The organism is Corynebacterium sp. HMSC05D03 (genome assembly GCF_001807205.1).
Classification (GTDB): Bacteria; Actinomycetota; Actinomycetes; order Mycobacteriales; family Mycobacteriaceae; genus Corynebacterium; species Corynebacterium aurimucosum.
This window is the reverse complement of the sequence record NZ_KV788165.1, coordinates 47,709-61,282: the sequence shown is the minus strand read 5'-3', so window position 1 is coordinate 61,282 and position 13,574 is coordinate 47,709. Positions and strand designations below refer to the sequence as shown.

The window sequence follows — 13,574 nt, the reverse complement described above, 5'->3', positions numbered from 1 at the left end:
CGGGCCTTTCGCGTACCCTCGCGGACATGGCTGTTAATGAAAATGTAAATGAAAATAACTCCCAGCAAGGCGCGGAGGTCGTCCGCGGCGTGATTGCGCGCGCGAAGGGCGAGCCCGTCGAGACCGTCAACATCGTCGTGCCCGCCCCGGGCGAGCACGATGTCGTGGTCAAGGTCCAGGCCTGCGGCGTCTGCCACACCGACCTGGCTTACCGCGATGGCGATATCGAGGATGCCTTCCCCTTCCTGCTTGGGCATGAGGCGGCGGGCGTCGTCGAGCGCGTGGGCGATGCCGTCACCCACGTCGAGGTCGGTGACTTCGTGGTCCTGAACTGGCGCGCGGTGTGCGGCGAGTGCCGCGCCTGCAAGAAGGGTGAGCCGAAGTACTGCTTCAACACCCACAACGCCTCCGCGAAGATGACGCTCGCGGACGGGGATAAGGACGCCGGCACCGAGCTCACCCCGGCGCTCGGCATCGGCTCCTTCGCGGAGAAGACCCTGGTCCACGAAGGCCAGTGCACCAAGGTCAACCCGGAGGCAGACCCGGCGGCCGCGGGCCTGCTGGGCTGTGGCGTGATGGCCGGCTTGGGCGCTGCGGTGAATACCGCGGACGTCAAGCGCGGCGAGTCCGTCGCGGTCTTCGGCTGCGGTGGCGTGGGCATGGCGGCCATTGCCGGCGCGGTGCTGGCGGGTGCCTCCAAGGTCATCGCCGTGGACCTGGACCCGGACAAGCTGGAACTGGCCAAGAAGTTCGGCGCTACCCACACCGTTGCGGCGAAGGATAAGTCTGAGGACGAGGTCATCGAGGCAGTCCGCGAGCTCACCGATGGTTTCGGCACCGACGTGGCCATTGACGCCGTGGGCATCCCGGTGACCACCCGCCAGGCCTTCTACTCCCGCGACCTGGCCGGCCGCATGGTCATGGTGGGCGTGCCGAACCTCACCAGCCGCTTCGACGTCCCGGCGATCGATTTCTTTGGACGCGGCGGATCGCTGAAGTCCTCCTGGTACGGCGATTGCCTGCCGGAGCGTGACTTCCCCATGTACGTCGACCTCTCCCTGCAGGGCCGCTTCCCGCTGCAGGACTTCGTCACCGAACGCATTGGTCTGGACGACGTTGAGGAAGCCTTCGCTACCATGAAGGCTGGCAAGGTACTTCGATCCGTAGTGGAGCTGTAAATGATCATTGAACAGTTTGTAACCTCAGGAAAGTTCCGCCTGGATGGCGGTGAGTGGGACGTGGACAATAACGTCTACATCCTGGCCGCTGGTGGCGCGTCAAGCGACGCCGAGTGCTACATCATCGATCCTTCCCACGACGCCGAGCGCGTCATCGAAGAGGTAGGACAGCGCACCGTCAAGGGCGTTATCCTCACCCACGCACATAACGACCACTGCGAACTCGCGCCCCAGGTGGCTGAGCACTTCGGTGTGTCTGTGTACCTGCACCCGGATGATCGCCCCCTGTGGGAGGAGACGCACGAGGACGCCACCTTCGTGCCGCTGGAGGATAACCAGCTCTTCACCGTGGGCGATAGTGACTTCGTGGTCTTTCACACGCCGGGTCACTCGCCGGGGTGCGTGGTGCTCTACATCGCGGATGAGGCCACGCTGCTGTCGGGAGATACCCTCTTCAATGGCGGGCCGGGCGCTACCGGCCGCAAGTACTCTGACTTCGACGTCATCATCGAGTCCCTGCGCAACCGCGTGTTGAACCTCCCGCCGGAGACCCGCGTCCTCCCGGGCCACGGCGATGAGACCACCATTGGTGCTGAGGCGGCGCGCATCGATGAGTACATCGCGCGCGGTTACTAGACCTTAAGCAAACCTTAGGCCTGGGTGCGGGCTGCTTTCACTCCCACGGCCACCGTGGCAGCGAGTGAAAGCCCGAACCAGACCCACGCATCCGCCACGCCCGCGCTGAAGGCGCGGGCTTTTTCCTGCACTGCGAACTGTGCATCCGTGCTTAAGACCGCGGGTAGTGTTGCGCTGCCGTAGCTCAAAATAAACAGCACGCCGATGAGCACGAAGAACGCGCCCGAGACAATGGACAAGGTATTCGTGCGCACGGGGCCGAGGACCACCTCGCGCCCGCGCAGCCAGGACCACGAGCCCACATCGAGGCGCTCCCACAGCGCAGCCAGCACAAAGAGCGGTGCAGCCATGCCCGCAGCATAAGCCACCATAATGAGTCCGCCGTAGAGCGCGCTGCCCGACGCTGCGGCCGTGGTGAGAACAGCACCTAGGAGCGGGCCCGCGCAAAAGCCGGCGAAGCCATAAACCGCGCCGAGCAGAAATACCTTGCCCCGCGCCTTACCGGACAGGGCATCCATGCCGGGGATGCGGAAGCCGCCACCTAGGGCGGTAAAGATTCCCAGCGCGATGATGATCCACCCCGCCACCGTGATGACCTGGCTGCGGTATTGCGCAAGCAGGGCGGCCAGGCCCATGCCGATGGGCACGAGCGTGGTGCACAGGCCCAAAAAGAAGACCATGGTCTTGAATAGCAGCTGGCGCTGTGACTCAAAGGCATAGGCAAAGAAGGCTGGCACCAACAGCGCTGAACAGGGGCTGATCAAAGTCAGCACACCGGCGATGACGGCGCCAAAAATTCCGATGCTCATACGCTCACCCCTACTGCATAACCGCCCAAGAATGCGGTCAAGATAACCAGTGCGATGAAGACCCACACGATAAGCGGTGGTTTAGGCATTGGCCGCCTTTCCCAGCTGTTCCTGGATGACCTGCTCAAATACCTCTAGGGGCTGCGCACCACTGACGAACTGATCTCCCACCACGAAGGCCGGGGTACCCGTAATACCAATCTGGGACGCATAGCTGGTGGCTGTCTCGATGACCTCGGTGTAGGTGTCATCCGTGGCCTGCTGGCGGAACTTCTCCAAGTCCGCAACGCCGGCCTTCTTGGCAAACTTCATGAAGTCCTCGATGCCGAATTCTGGGTGGCCGCTGATGTCCTTGCTGGCGGTGTAGAGCTCGTGCTTGAACTCCTGGAACTTGCCCTGTGCTGCGGCCGCGCGCCCGGCCTTGGCAGCTTCGACGGCGGCGGGGCCGTTCACGGGGAAGTCATTCCATTCGATGCGCACCAGGCCCTTTTCCACGTACTTTTTAAGGATATCCGGCTCGGTGACATTAGCGTGGCGGGAGCAGAACGGGCACTCGAAATCGGAGAATTCCGAAATCACCACGGGCGCATCCACCGCGCCCACGGCGAAAGGATCGTCCTCTTTCTTGCGGTGCACGACTGTGATATCCCCGGTCTTGATATCGCCGCCGGGGCCGAAAATCATCGGGTCACCCTTGCCGTCGGCGAATTTCGTGCCGGGTGTGGCCTTGTCAGCGTCCTTCGTTAGGTCTTCGGTGGGTGCCGTGCTCGTCGCGGTCTCCTGCGCTGCGTGAGTACCTTCGTCGTTGGAAGAAGCACGTTCCGCCAGCAGGAAACCAATGATGATGGCCAGAATTACAATGATTACTAACAATCCCCACGCCACGGGGCTGATGGTGGATAGCGCTGATTTCTTCGAATCATTGGTGGGACGAGAGGATGAACTAGGCATGCGATTACCTTAACGCGTCTGGGCTCGTTTGGGTGATGGTGGCTCCTGATACAGGGCGAGGGACGCTTAGGCGCGTACCGATCGATCAAATAAGGTCCGAAAACCTCCGGTATCTGAGCCCTTATTTGATCGATCGGTACCTCGGGCTTAGCTCTCTTGGGCGGCGGCGAGGAGATAACGGCCATAGCCGGACTTCAGGAGGGGCTCGGCCAGCTCGGTGAGTGCGGCGGCATCGATGAAGCCTTCCTCGAAGGCAGCAACCTCCGGCGAACCAATGACGGTGCCGGTGCGTTTTTGCATCACCTCGACGTAGGACGAGGCCTCACTCATGGAGTCCACCGTGCCGGTATCCAACCAGACGTCACCGCGCTGCATGCGCTTGACGCGCAGCTGCCCGCGGCGCAGGTATTCCTCGTTGACGGCGGTGATCTCTAACTCCCCGCGCGCGCTGGGCTGGATGGATTTGGCAATCTCCACCACCGAATTGTCGTAGAAATACAAGCCCACCACGGCGTGGTTAGACTTGGGTGCATCGGGCTTTTCCTCGATGGACAGGGCCTGGCCGGAGGAGTCAAAGTCGACAACGCCGTAGCGCTGCGGATCGGAAACCTCGTAGGCAAAGATGATGCCGCCGCCTGGGCGGCTGCACTCATTCAGTGCCGTGGAGAAGCCGTGTCCGTCAAAAATATTGTCGCCCAAGACGAGGGCCACATCATCCTCAGCGATGAAGTCTTCCGCGATGAGGAAGGCCTGCGCCAAACCTTCGGGCCGGGGTTGGACCGCATAGTGCAGCATGAGGCCGAGCTGCGAGCCATCGCCGAGCAGGCGCTGGAAGGCTGCCTGATCTTCCGGGGTGGTGATGATGAGGATCTCGCGTATGCCGGTCTGGATCAGGGTGGTCAGGGGATAGTAGACCATCGGCTTGTCATAGATGGGCATGAGCTGCTTCGAGATGCCCTTGGTAATGGGGTAGAGGCGGGTCCCAGAGCCGCCTGCGAGAATGATGCCCTTCATGGGCTTCAAGCTTAACGGAGGGGTCCCGCGCCGGGGCGCGACGGCGCGGGCTGGCGAACATAACACTTAACTTCCCACATAACATAACACCTGGGAAGTTAAGTGTTATGTTGAGTGTTATGCCGGGTAAAGCCCCAGGTAGAGCGCCAAAGCGGCCCGCCAGTTCATGGGTTTAAAGCCGGTGGCTTCAATCTTGGACAGGTCGAAGGTGGACTCCTTCGGGCGGGGGGCTTCGGGCCCGGCGATCTCGCGGTACTGCTCGGTGCTGACCGGCGCGACATTGGCGGGATCCTGGCCCACGCCGGTGAAAACGGCCATGGCAATCTCATCGCGGCCCACCACATCGCCCGAGTTGGAGATGTTGTACACGCCGTACTCGGCTTCAGTCTTGAGCAGGTGGATGATGCCCTTGGCCAGGTCCTCGGCGAAGGTGGGGCGCCCGCGCTGATCATGAATGACGGAGGGCTTGACGCCCTTATTCGCCAACGAGCGCATGGTGGCCATGAAGTTGGCGCCATCGCCGAAGACCCACGAGGTGCGGATGACGTAATGGCGCGGTGCGGTTTGCGCGGCGGTATCGCCCGCGGCTTTCGACGCCCCATAGGCCGAGAGCGGGGAAGGCACTTCCTCCTCGGAGTGGACCTCGTGAGAGCCATCAAAGATATAATCGCTGGATACGTGTACCAAGGTCAGGTTATTCTCCGCCGCAATGCGCGCGAGCTTCGCCGGGGCGGAGGCGTTGACGTCCCAGGCCGCGGCGCGATCGTCCTCCGCGCCGTTGACATCGTTATAGGCCGCGCAGTTGATGATGGCGGAGTACTGCTTCCACGGGCGGGCAGGCGGGTTGGTGATGTCGAAGTCAGAGTGAGAGCAGAACTCCACCGCGCCCAAACCAGCGGAGGGCAAGAACTTCTTTAATGCGCGGCCCAGCTGCCCGTTGGCCCCGGTGACCAGGATCCGGCGAGGGGGCATGGGGGAGACGTCGGCAAGCGCGGGGTGCGCCTTGTCTTTGTCGGAGATCTCCGTCGGTTCCAGCGGCCAGTCCACCATGTCCAGGTTGACGCAGGTGTACTCCGCATCCGGGGACCAGTGGTCATTGACCAGGTAGGAGTAGGCGCAGGCCTCCAACGCCTGGAAACCATTAGCCACGCCCCGCGGCACGAAGACGGCCACGTCCTCGCGCAGCTCGTGGGTTACCAGTTGGCCAAAGGTAGAAGAGCCCTCACGCAGATCGCACCACGCGCCGAAGGCCCGGCCGGAGGCTACGGAGACGAGCTTGTCCCAGGGCTCCGCGTGCAACCCGCGCGTAACCCCCTTCTCTGCATTGAAGGAAACGTTGTTTTGCACCGGTTGGAAGTCCGGTAAACCCGCCGCCAGCATCTTTTCGCGCTGCCAGTTCTCCTTGAACCAGCCGCGGTTATCGCCGTGGACGTCGAGCTCCACAATGAGCAGGCCCTCAATGGCCGTTGACTGCACCTTCATGGTTTCTTTACTGTCCTTGCTTCGCGTAGTTGGCTTCGACTTCTTCCTTGCCCGGGCGCCACCACTCTTCGTGGGCGCGGTACCACTCAATGGTGGCGGCCAGGCCTTCGCGCAGATCCGTGTAGCGCGGGCTCCAGCCCAGCTCGCGGCGCAGTTTGCTGGCATCCATGGCATAGCGCTGGTCATGGCCCGGGCGGTCCGCCACGTGCTCGAAACGCGCCTGGCCGTCATCTGTCGCGCCCATGAGCTCACAGATCATCTCGATGACCTGGCGGTTATTCGTATCCTCCTGGTCAGCGCCGATGTTATAGGTCTCACCGATGCGCCCGCGGTCCAGGATGGCGAGTACGGCCTCGTTGTGATCATCCACGTGAATCCAATCCCGCACCTGCTCGCCGGTGCCATAAAGCTTGGCGGGCTGGCCTAGAAGCAGGTTGGTGATCTGTCGCGGAATGAACTTCTCAATGTGTTGGTAGGGGCCGTAGTTATTGGAGCAATTCGAAATGGTTGCCCGCAGCCCAAAACTGCGCACCCACGCGCGCACCAGGTGATCCGAGCCGGCTTTCGTGGCCGAATAGGGCGAAGAGGGGTTATAGGGAGTCTCCTCGGTGAAGTAGGTATCGGCGCCAATCTCCAAATCACCAAAAACCTCATCGGTGGAGACGTGGTGGAGGCGCACATCGTGGCGGCGGCAGGCCTCCAGCAGCACGAAGGTGCCCATGATGTTGGTGTGGAGGAAGGGCGAAGGATCCCGCAAAGAGTTGTCATTGTGGGATTCCGCTGCGAAGTGCACCACGGTATCCGCCTGGGACACGAGCTTGTCGACGACCCCCTCATCCGCCACGTCCCCCACCACGAGCTCGGCGTCCACGCCGTCGAGATTGGCGCGATTGCCCGCGTAGGTGAGCTTATCTAGGACGGTGATCTCCACCTCCGGGCGCTGCTGGGCCACGAGCCGCACGAAGTTTGCACCAATAAAGCCGGCGCCGCCGGTAACAAGCAGTCTGCGCATGGTCTCCCAGTTTAGAGCATGCAGTGCTCATGGTACTGCCGGGATGAAGCGGCCGATTTTTATAGCGGGAAGCGCGGCAGCTCCGGCTTATCCAACCACTGGGCTAGGAGCTGGTCGACGTCACCCGGGTTCTCAGCAGCCTTGCGCATGCGGCTAATGAGATCCTCCGGGGTCACCACCGAGTGCTGCGCTGCGGTGAGGTACTCCCGCACCGTGCGGAAGAAGGCCTCATCACCCACGAGGCGGCGCAGTGCGTGGACGGTCAGCGCACCGCGCTTGTAGACGCGGTCATCGAACATATCGCGCGTACCAGGATCGCTGAGCAGAATGTCCTGCTTCTTGCGGGCCAGCACCTGGTAGTGCGAGCGCGCCGAGTCATGTGCCGGGCGGCCATGCGCGTGCTCGAACCACAGCCACTCGCAGTAGCAGGCAAAACCTTCGTTGAGCCAGATATCCTTCCACTCCATAAGGCCCACGGAGTTGCCGAACCACTGGTGGGAGAGCTCGTGCGCGATGAGCCGCTCGAAGACGTGATCCCCCTTGACGTGGTTGGAGCCAAAGATAGACAGGCCCTGGGCTTCGAGCGGGATTTCCAGCTCATCATCGGTAATGACTACCTGGTAATCGGCGAAAGGATAGTGGCCAAAGAGCGTGGAATAGAAATCCAGCATCTCCTGCTGCTGGGCGAATTCTTCGAGCACTACCTGCTTGAGGCGGGCCGGTGCCCACGCGCGGACGTTGGACCCGAGCGGGATTTCGATGTATTCGCCAACTTGGACCGTGGCCAGGTAGGTGGCCATGGGGTGCTTGACGCGGTAGTGCCAGCGCGTCATAGAACCACCGGAGCTGCGACGGGAGACCAGCCTGCCGTTGGAAATGACCACGAAAGGATCATCCGCGGTAATGCGAATATCGTAGGTGGCTTTGGCAGACGGGGTGTCATCGCATGGGAACCAGCTGGGCGCGCCATTGGGCTGGCTAGCTACCAAAGAGCCAGAATCCGTCTCCTCCCAGCCGATCTCACCCCATGGCGTGCGCAGCGGGCGGGGTGAGCCGCCATAGCGGATCAGCAGTTCAAACTCGTGGCCTTCTGCGATTGTGTCGGCGAAGTTCAAGCGCAGCTTTCCTCCGGATAGGCGGAACTTGGCCACGCGCGGGGCATGCTTCGCCGTAATACGACGAGCCACCATGGCTCCGCCAAGGTCGAGCGTGAGCTTGTCTAAGTCCTCCAACGCACGAATATGAAGCACAGCTTCGCCTTGGAGCATGTTGGGCTCCACGCGGTAGGTCAGATCCAAGTCATAGTGGGTGACTTCGAAGCCGAGGTTGAAGTCCACCCCCGTGTAGCTATCCCGGGTGAGCGCGGCGTGGCCGCGGGTGGACGAGATATGCGAAAGGGCGGTAGAAAGCAGCTTCATAATGCCGCTATCCTACCGCCCTGCCTGGTTTATCCGAAGCCAGGGGAGCAGGCACGCCGCACCGCGACGTGCTCCGCTTACTATTTAGGAGTTGAAGGCTTCCTCAAAGGTGGGCCAGGACTTCACTAGGTCCTCGCGCCAGCCCGGCCAAGAGTGCGTGCCTACGTTGCGGAAGTTGTAGGTTGCCGGAATGTTCTGCTTATCCAGCTTTGCCTTGAGCATGTGGGTGCAGTGGTTAACGGCCGCCTCGATGACGCCGCCTTCCACCTGCAGCTGCGCCGAGCCCAGGTACGCCGTCAACGGGCTGTAGCCCTTGTTGATGTAGTAGGACGGGGTATCCTGCTCACCGGCGAAGCCCGATGCGGAGGAGATGTACAGCTTGGTGCCGCGCAGCTTCTCGGAGTTCATCAGGGCGTCGTTGTAGCGGTTGTAGGCAGAACCCATCGGTCCCCACATCTGCTCCGGCTGGCCGCCACCGCGGTTCACGGTGAGGCGCAGGAATTCGTACTCAGTGGGGTAGGCGGTCGCAGCACAGCCGGCGAAGGAACCAACTGCGTCATAGAATCCCTGGTTGTGCTGAGCAAGCAGCAGCGAGGACGTCGCGGACATGGACATGCCGGCGATAGCGCGCTTGTTGCTTGCGTTCAGGCGCTCCTCCAGCGGGCCAGGGAGCTCCTTGGTCAGGAAGGTCTCCCACTTCTGCGGGCCATTGAGGTACTTGCCGTTGGGCTCCTCCAGCCAATCGGTGTAGTAGGAGAAGGCACCTGCCTGCGGAACCACCACGTTGACGTCCTTCTCAGCGTAGAAGTCCACGGCATCAGACATGTACAACCAGTCGGAGTCCTGCTCGGCGGAACCAGCTCCGTTGAGCAGGTAGACCGTCGGGCGGTCCGGGTTCTTGGCCGGGATGACGGCCAGCGGAATGGTGCGGCCGTTCATCGCCGGCGAGGTAGCCTCCAGCTTGAGAACGCGAGCGTCATCCTTGTAGTGCTCATACCACTTCTGGCTCTCCACCTCCGGGGTGACCTGCAGGTCCGAGATGGTGGATAGGGCAGTGTCACCCGCAACCTGCTGCGGGATGATGGTGGCAGCACCCGCAACGGGGCTGACCAGCGCGGCTGCGCAGAGCGCGCCGGCGGCGAGGAGAGAGCTAAGACGCTTCATAACGTTCCTTATTCAACAATTGTTACGGCGAATAGAGCTTAGTGCTCGGTCGCCTCAGTATCTACTGGCAGGGAATCAGCGGGGGCGTCATTGTCCGCCTCTGCCTCATCCAATTTCGCATCCTGACTATCGGCCTCGGCCTTCATTTCGTTAGCGCTCGTGTCCTCATCTGCGGCATAAGTTGCCGCTTCAGGTGCGGAGGGGTTCTCAGGAAGACCGAAGGCGCGTGCGAAAGTCGGCCACGAGGAATTGACGTCGTCATACCAGCCCGGCCAGGAGTGGGTACCGGTGTTGCGCATGTTGAATACAGCGTCGACACCCTCGCGCTCCATCTTTGCCTTCAGATCATGCGTGCAGGCGTTCATGGCTGCCTCGATGACGCCGCCCTCAACCACGAGGGTGGAGGAGGACTTGAACGCCTGGGACGAGCCCAAGGCGTCAATCTTGGACGAGCCCAAGTCAGTTGCTCCAGCCAAACCGGAGTTGGCGGAAACGTAGACCTTGGAATTGCCCATGTTGTTCTTCGTGGCGTTAATGAGGCCATCGTTGTAGCGGTTGTAGTCACCGCCCTTTGCGCCCCACATCTGCTCGGTGCTTCCGCCGCCGCGGTTTACCGTGAGCTGCGCGTAGAAGTTCGGCAGCGGAGTAGAGGTAGCAGCGCAACCGGAGTAGGAGCCGATGGCATCGTAGAACTTCGGATTGTGCTGCGCCAGCACCAGCGAGGAGGTAGCAGACATGGACATGCCGGCGATGCCGCGCTTGCCGTTGCCGTTAATGTGCTTCTCCAGCGGTCCCGGCAGCTCCTTGGTCAGGAAGGTCTCCCACTTCTGTGGGCCCTTGAGGTAGCCGCGGTCCGGGGTAGTCAGCCAGTCGGTGTAGTAGGAGAAAGCGCCCGCCTGCGGGATGACGACGTTCACGTTGCGGTTGGCGTAGTAGTGAACGAGGTCCTGAGTCTTCTCAGTATTCGGATCAAGGTCCTTGGCGACGGTGGACGTAATCCAGTCCATGCCCTGCTCGGCGCCGCCGGCACCGTTGAGCAAGTAGAGGGTGGGGCGGGAGGCGTCAAAGGTACCGTCCGGGGTGATCACTGCAAGGGGGACGTCGCGGCCCATTGCAGGTGCGGTGGCATTGATGGCCTTCACCTTGTGGCGGTAATCCCAGTATTTGAAGACGTAGCCCATCCACTTCTTTTTATCTGGGAGGTTGCTGATCTTGACGTCTGGGTAGGAAACCTTCTTGTCGAAGGAAGCCTCAAACTGCTCACGGGACGGCTTCGGGTTGCCGGCCTCATCCTTGGGCAGATATTCCTCGAGTTCGGTGTAAAGGTCGATATCGGAAATCTGGGATTCTTCAGCGTTTCCGCGGATTTGCTCCGGTTCGATGTCGGATGCGCTGGCGATAGGGGATACAACGGCGCCGAGGGCTAAGGCTGATGCCGCTGCCAGCGTCGTGAGAGAGCGCGCAATCTTCATGGAATCTCGCTTTCTTGATGATGAGCGGAAGTGTAGGGGCAAGTTTAAAAGATGCTCCGGACAAACCACCCTTGAAATGGGTAAAAGTACTGATAGACGGGTAATTCAGTACCCCCGAAGATAAGGGTAGCGAGATTAAACATACCAAGTTATTAAAGTGAATGGTGGTATTGAAGTTGAAACCGTGTCATAATCTTTCCGCGCCTATTCCTGGGTTACGTAACGCAACGACAGTCTCGTTCGTTAGTGGAGCTAGGTACCGAGACCGCCTCCGGCGGCGGCCGCCTGCATCGCTGTGACCTCGCGGGAGGGGTGCCGCGTAAAGTCGCGCACGCCGCTCAAATACCAACAGAAAGAAGAAGAATGAACTTTTTTGACACCATCCTCGTTTCCATCAACCAGGTGCTGGGCCAGATCGCTCACTTCGGCTCCTCTACGTCCTCGAAGGCTGCCCTGGACTGGGGTCTGTTCTAAATAATCCGCTGGGGCGCTGCCCCGCTTTCCTTCCCCTAATCCCCTTCATTGGGGGTTGGGGGTTTATTTGTGCCAGTGTGCATTCCGCGCGTTAGGCCTGCATCGGGACGGCTATGAACGTCCAGTGGGTACATGCTCGGGGGTGGTGGGACAGCGAGCCTAAAGTTACGTATCCTATAGAGCGTGACTAATGAACATTTTGACGTTGTAGTACTCGGCGCGGGCCCCGGCGGCTACGTGTCCGCCATCCGCGCTGCCCAGCTGGGCAAGAAGGTTGCCGTTATTGAGAAGCAGTACTGGGGCGGTGTCTGCCTCAACGTGGGCTGCATCCCGTCCAAGGCTCTTCTTAAGAACGCTGAGGTTGCACACACCTTCAACCATGAGGCAAAGGCCTTTGGTATTTCCGGCGATGTTTCTTTCGACTTCGGTGTTGCGCACAAGCGCTCCCGCAAGGTTTCGGAGGGCATCGTCAAGGGTGTGCACTACCTGATGAAGAAGAACAAGATTACGGAGATCAATGGCCTCGGCTCCTTCAAGGACGCCAAGACCATCGAGATTACCGAGGGCGATGACAAGGGTAAGACCGTTACCTTTGATAACTGCATTATCGCCACCGGCTCCGTTGTCCGTTCCCTTCCGGGCGTGGAAATCGGCGGCAACATCGTGTCCTTCGAGGAGCAGATTCTCAACGATGATGCCCCGGATTCCATGGTTATCGTCGGCGCAGGCGCCATCGGTATGGAGTTTGCTTACGTTCTAGCCAACTACGGCGTGGACGTGACCATCGTGGAGTTCATGGACCGCGTCCTGCCGAACGAGGATAAGGATGTCTCCAAGGCCATTGCCAAGGAATACAAGAAGCTTGGCGTGAAGCTCCTGACCGGTTACAAGACCACCGCTATCAAGGACAACGGCGACAATGTCACCGTTGAGGTCGAGTCTAAGGACGGATCCAAGACCGATACGCTGACCGTTGACCGCTGCATGGTCTCCATCGGCTTCGCCCCGCGCACCGAGGGTTACGGCCTGGAGAACACCGGTGTCGAGCTCACCGAGCGCGGAGCCATTGCTATCGATGACTACATGCGCACCAACGTTGAGGGCATTTACGCCATCGGTGACGTCACCGCGAAGCTGCAGCTTGCGCACGTGGCTGAGGCACAGGGTGTCGTGGCCGCTGAGGTCATCGCCGGCGCTGAGACCCAGCTGCTGGGTGACTACATGAACATGCCGCGCGCTACCTTCTGCAACCCGCAGGTTGCCTCCTTCGGCTACACCGAGGAGCAGGCTCGTGAGAAGTTCGCCGACCGCGACATCAAGGTTGCGACCTTCCCGTTCTCCGCCAACGGTAAGGCAGCTGGTCTGAACGAGACCGCGGGCTTCGTCAAGCTCGTCGCTGACAGCGAGTTCGGTGAGCTCATCGGTGGCCACATGGTGGGCTCCAACGTTTCCGAGCTGCTGCCGGAGCTGACCCTAGCGCAGCGCTTTGATCTCACCGCTGAGGAGATCGGACGTAACGTTCACACACACCCGACTCTGTCTGAGGCCATGAAGGAAGCAGCCGAGGGTATCGGCGGCCATATGATCAACCTCTAAGGCCACGGCAAGAAGCCAAAACAAGAACTCTCCCCCGCAAACCCGGAAAGGGTTTGAGGGGGAGAGTTGGTTTTAGCGCCGTAGCGCGCCTGCCTTTAGCCGAAGAGCTTGGAGGACAGAACGAACGGTGCATTAACGATGGTTACGAGAAGGCCCTGAATCTGGCCAAGGAAACCGTTAGCAAAGCTGCTCATGATAGTGATCCTTTCGATAGGGGATATCGGTCATGTTCCATTATAAGAAATTCGACCATGGAAAATCTATGTATTTTGATAGGCAAAATCATGAGAAAGCTTTTTAAGGTCAATGTATATGGGCTGGCGGAAGCTTAAATGTCCAGTTCAAGATGTATAACAGGATTCCTGGGG

At 60.6% G+C, this 13,574-nt stretch carries 11 protein-coding genes; 3 read left to right on the top strand and 8 right to left on the bottom strand.

Annotated features, from left to right (window positions below; translation table 11 throughout):
- The first annotated feature begins 26 nt into the window (after positions 1-26).
- Positions 27-1,178 (top strand): S-(hydroxymethyl)mycothiol dehydrogenase, encoded by a 1,152-nt coding sequence (locus HMPREF3147_RS02080; RefSeq protein WP_070444064.1) that lies wholly within the window; start codon positions 27-29, stop codon positions 1,176-1,178.
- Complete coding sequence (locus HMPREF3147_RS02075) at positions 1,179-1,814, top strand: MBL fold metallo-hydrolase (protein WP_070444061.1); 636 nt, start codon at positions 1,179-1,181, stop codon at positions 1,812-1,814.
- Between the two features lie 14 nt (positions 1,815-1,828).
- Here HMPREF3147_RS02075 and HMPREF3147_RS02070 read toward each other — a convergent pair whose 3' ends face one another.
- The 8 genes from HMPREF3147_RS02070 to HMPREF3147_RS02035 all read right to left on the bottom strand — a co-directional run bounded on the left by HMPREF3147_RS02070 (position 1,829) and on the right by HMPREF3147_RS02035 (position 11,136).
- Entirely contained in the window at positions 1,829-2,623 is a 795-nt protein-coding gene (locus tag HMPREF3147_RS02070) for a cytochrome c biogenesis CcdA family protein (RefSeq protein ID WP_070444058.1), read from the bottom strand.
- 81 nt (positions 2,624-2,704) lie between these two features.
- Positions 2,705-3,574, bottom strand: coding sequence for a thioredoxin domain-containing protein (locus HMPREF3147_RS02065; protein WP_246815690.1), 870 nt, complete (start codon positions 3,572-3,574; stop codon positions 2,705-2,707).
- A 147-nt stretch (positions 3,575-3,721) separates the two neighbouring features.
- Complete coding sequence (gene rfbA, locus HMPREF3147_RS02060) at positions 3,722-4,588, bottom strand: glucose-1-phosphate thymidylyltransferase RfbA (protein WP_070444055.1); 867 nt, start codon at positions 4,586-4,588, stop codon at positions 3,722-3,724.
- A 117-nt stretch (positions 4,589-4,705) separates the two neighbouring features.
- Positions 4,706-6,070, bottom strand: a complete 1,365-nt coding sequence (locus tag HMPREF3147_RS02055; protein WP_070444052.1) for a sugar nucleotide-binding protein — start codon at positions 6,068-6,070, stop codon at positions 4,706-4,708.
- 7 nt (positions 6,071-6,077) lie between these two features.
- Positions 6,078-7,082, bottom strand: coding sequence for a dTDP-glucose 4,6-dehydratase (gene rfbB / locus HMPREF3147_RS02050; protein ID WP_070444049.1), 1,005 nt, complete (start codon positions 7,080-7,082; stop codon positions 6,078-6,080).
- A 59-nt stretch (positions 7,083-7,141) separates the two neighbouring features.
- Positions 7,142-8,500, bottom strand: coding sequence for a M1 family metallopeptidase (locus HMPREF3147_RS02045; protein WP_070444046.1), 1,359 nt, complete (start codon positions 8,498-8,500; stop codon positions 7,142-7,144).
- Between the two features lie 84 nt (positions 8,501-8,584).
- On the bottom strand, positions 8,585-9,664 hold the full coding sequence (locus HMPREF3147_RS02040; RefSeq protein WP_070444044.1) for an alpha/beta hydrolase: 1,080 nt from the start codon (positions 9,662-9,664) through the stop codon (positions 8,585-8,587).
- Positions 9,665-9,702: 38 nt separating this feature from the next.
- Positions 9,703-11,136: an alpha/beta hydrolase gene (locus HMPREF3147_RS02035; RefSeq protein WP_070444041.1), complete on the bottom strand. Its 1,434-nt coding sequence runs from the start codon at positions 11,134-11,136 to the stop codon at positions 9,703-9,705.
- Positions 11,137-11,793: 657 nt separating this feature from the next.
- On the opposite strand from HMPREF3147_RS02035, the gene lpdA reads away from it, so the two are divergent.
- The gene (lpdA, locus tag HMPREF3147_RS02030; protein WP_070444038.1) at positions 11,794-13,206 is read left to right on the top strand and encodes a dihydrolipoyl dehydrogenase; all 1,413 of its coding nucleotides are present in this window, start codon (positions 11,794-11,796) and stop codon (positions 13,204-13,206) included.
- Positions 13,207-13,574: the final 368 nt, after the last annotated feature.

Coding starts and splice junctions, on each gene's coding strand:
- HMPREF3147_RS02080 (WP_070444064.1), top strand. CDS start 27: ATGGCTGTTAATGAAAATGTAAATGAAAATAACTCCCAGCAAGGCGCG.
- HMPREF3147_RS02065 (WP_246815690.1), bottom strand. CDS start 3,574: ATGCCTAGTTCATCCTCTCGTCCCACCAATGATTCGAAGAAATCAGCG.
- HMPREF3147_RS02035 (WP_070444041.1), bottom strand. CDS start 11,136: ATGAAGATTGCGCGCTCTCTCACGACGCTGGCAGCGGCATCAGCCTTA.
- HMPREF3147_RS02070 (WP_070444058.1), bottom strand. CDS start 2,623: ATGAGCATCGGAATTTTTGGCGCCGTCATCGCCGGTGTGCTGACTTTG.
- rfbA (WP_070444055.1), bottom strand. CDS start 4,588: ATGAAGGGCATCATTCTCGCAGGCGGCTCTGGGACCCGCCTCTACCCC.
- HMPREF3147_RS02045 (WP_070444046.1), bottom strand. CDS start 8,500: ATGAAGCTGCTTTCTACCGCCCTTTCGCATATCTCGTCCACCCGCGGC.
- HMPREF3147_RS02075 (WP_070444061.1), top strand. CDS start 1,179: ATGATCATTGAACAGTTTGTAACCTCAGGAAAGTTCCGCCTGGATGGC.
- rfbB (WP_070444049.1), bottom strand. CDS start 7,082: ATGCGCAGACTGCTTGTTACCGGCGGCGCCGGCTTTATTGGTGCAAAC.
- HMPREF3147_RS02055 (WP_070444052.1), bottom strand. CDS start 6,070: ATGAAGGTGCAGTCAACGGCCATTGAGGGCCTGCTCATTGTGGAGCTC.
- HMPREF3147_RS02040 (WP_070444044.1), bottom strand. CDS start 9,664: ATGAAGCGTCTTAGCTCTCTCCTCGCCGCCGGCGCGCTCTGCGCAGCC.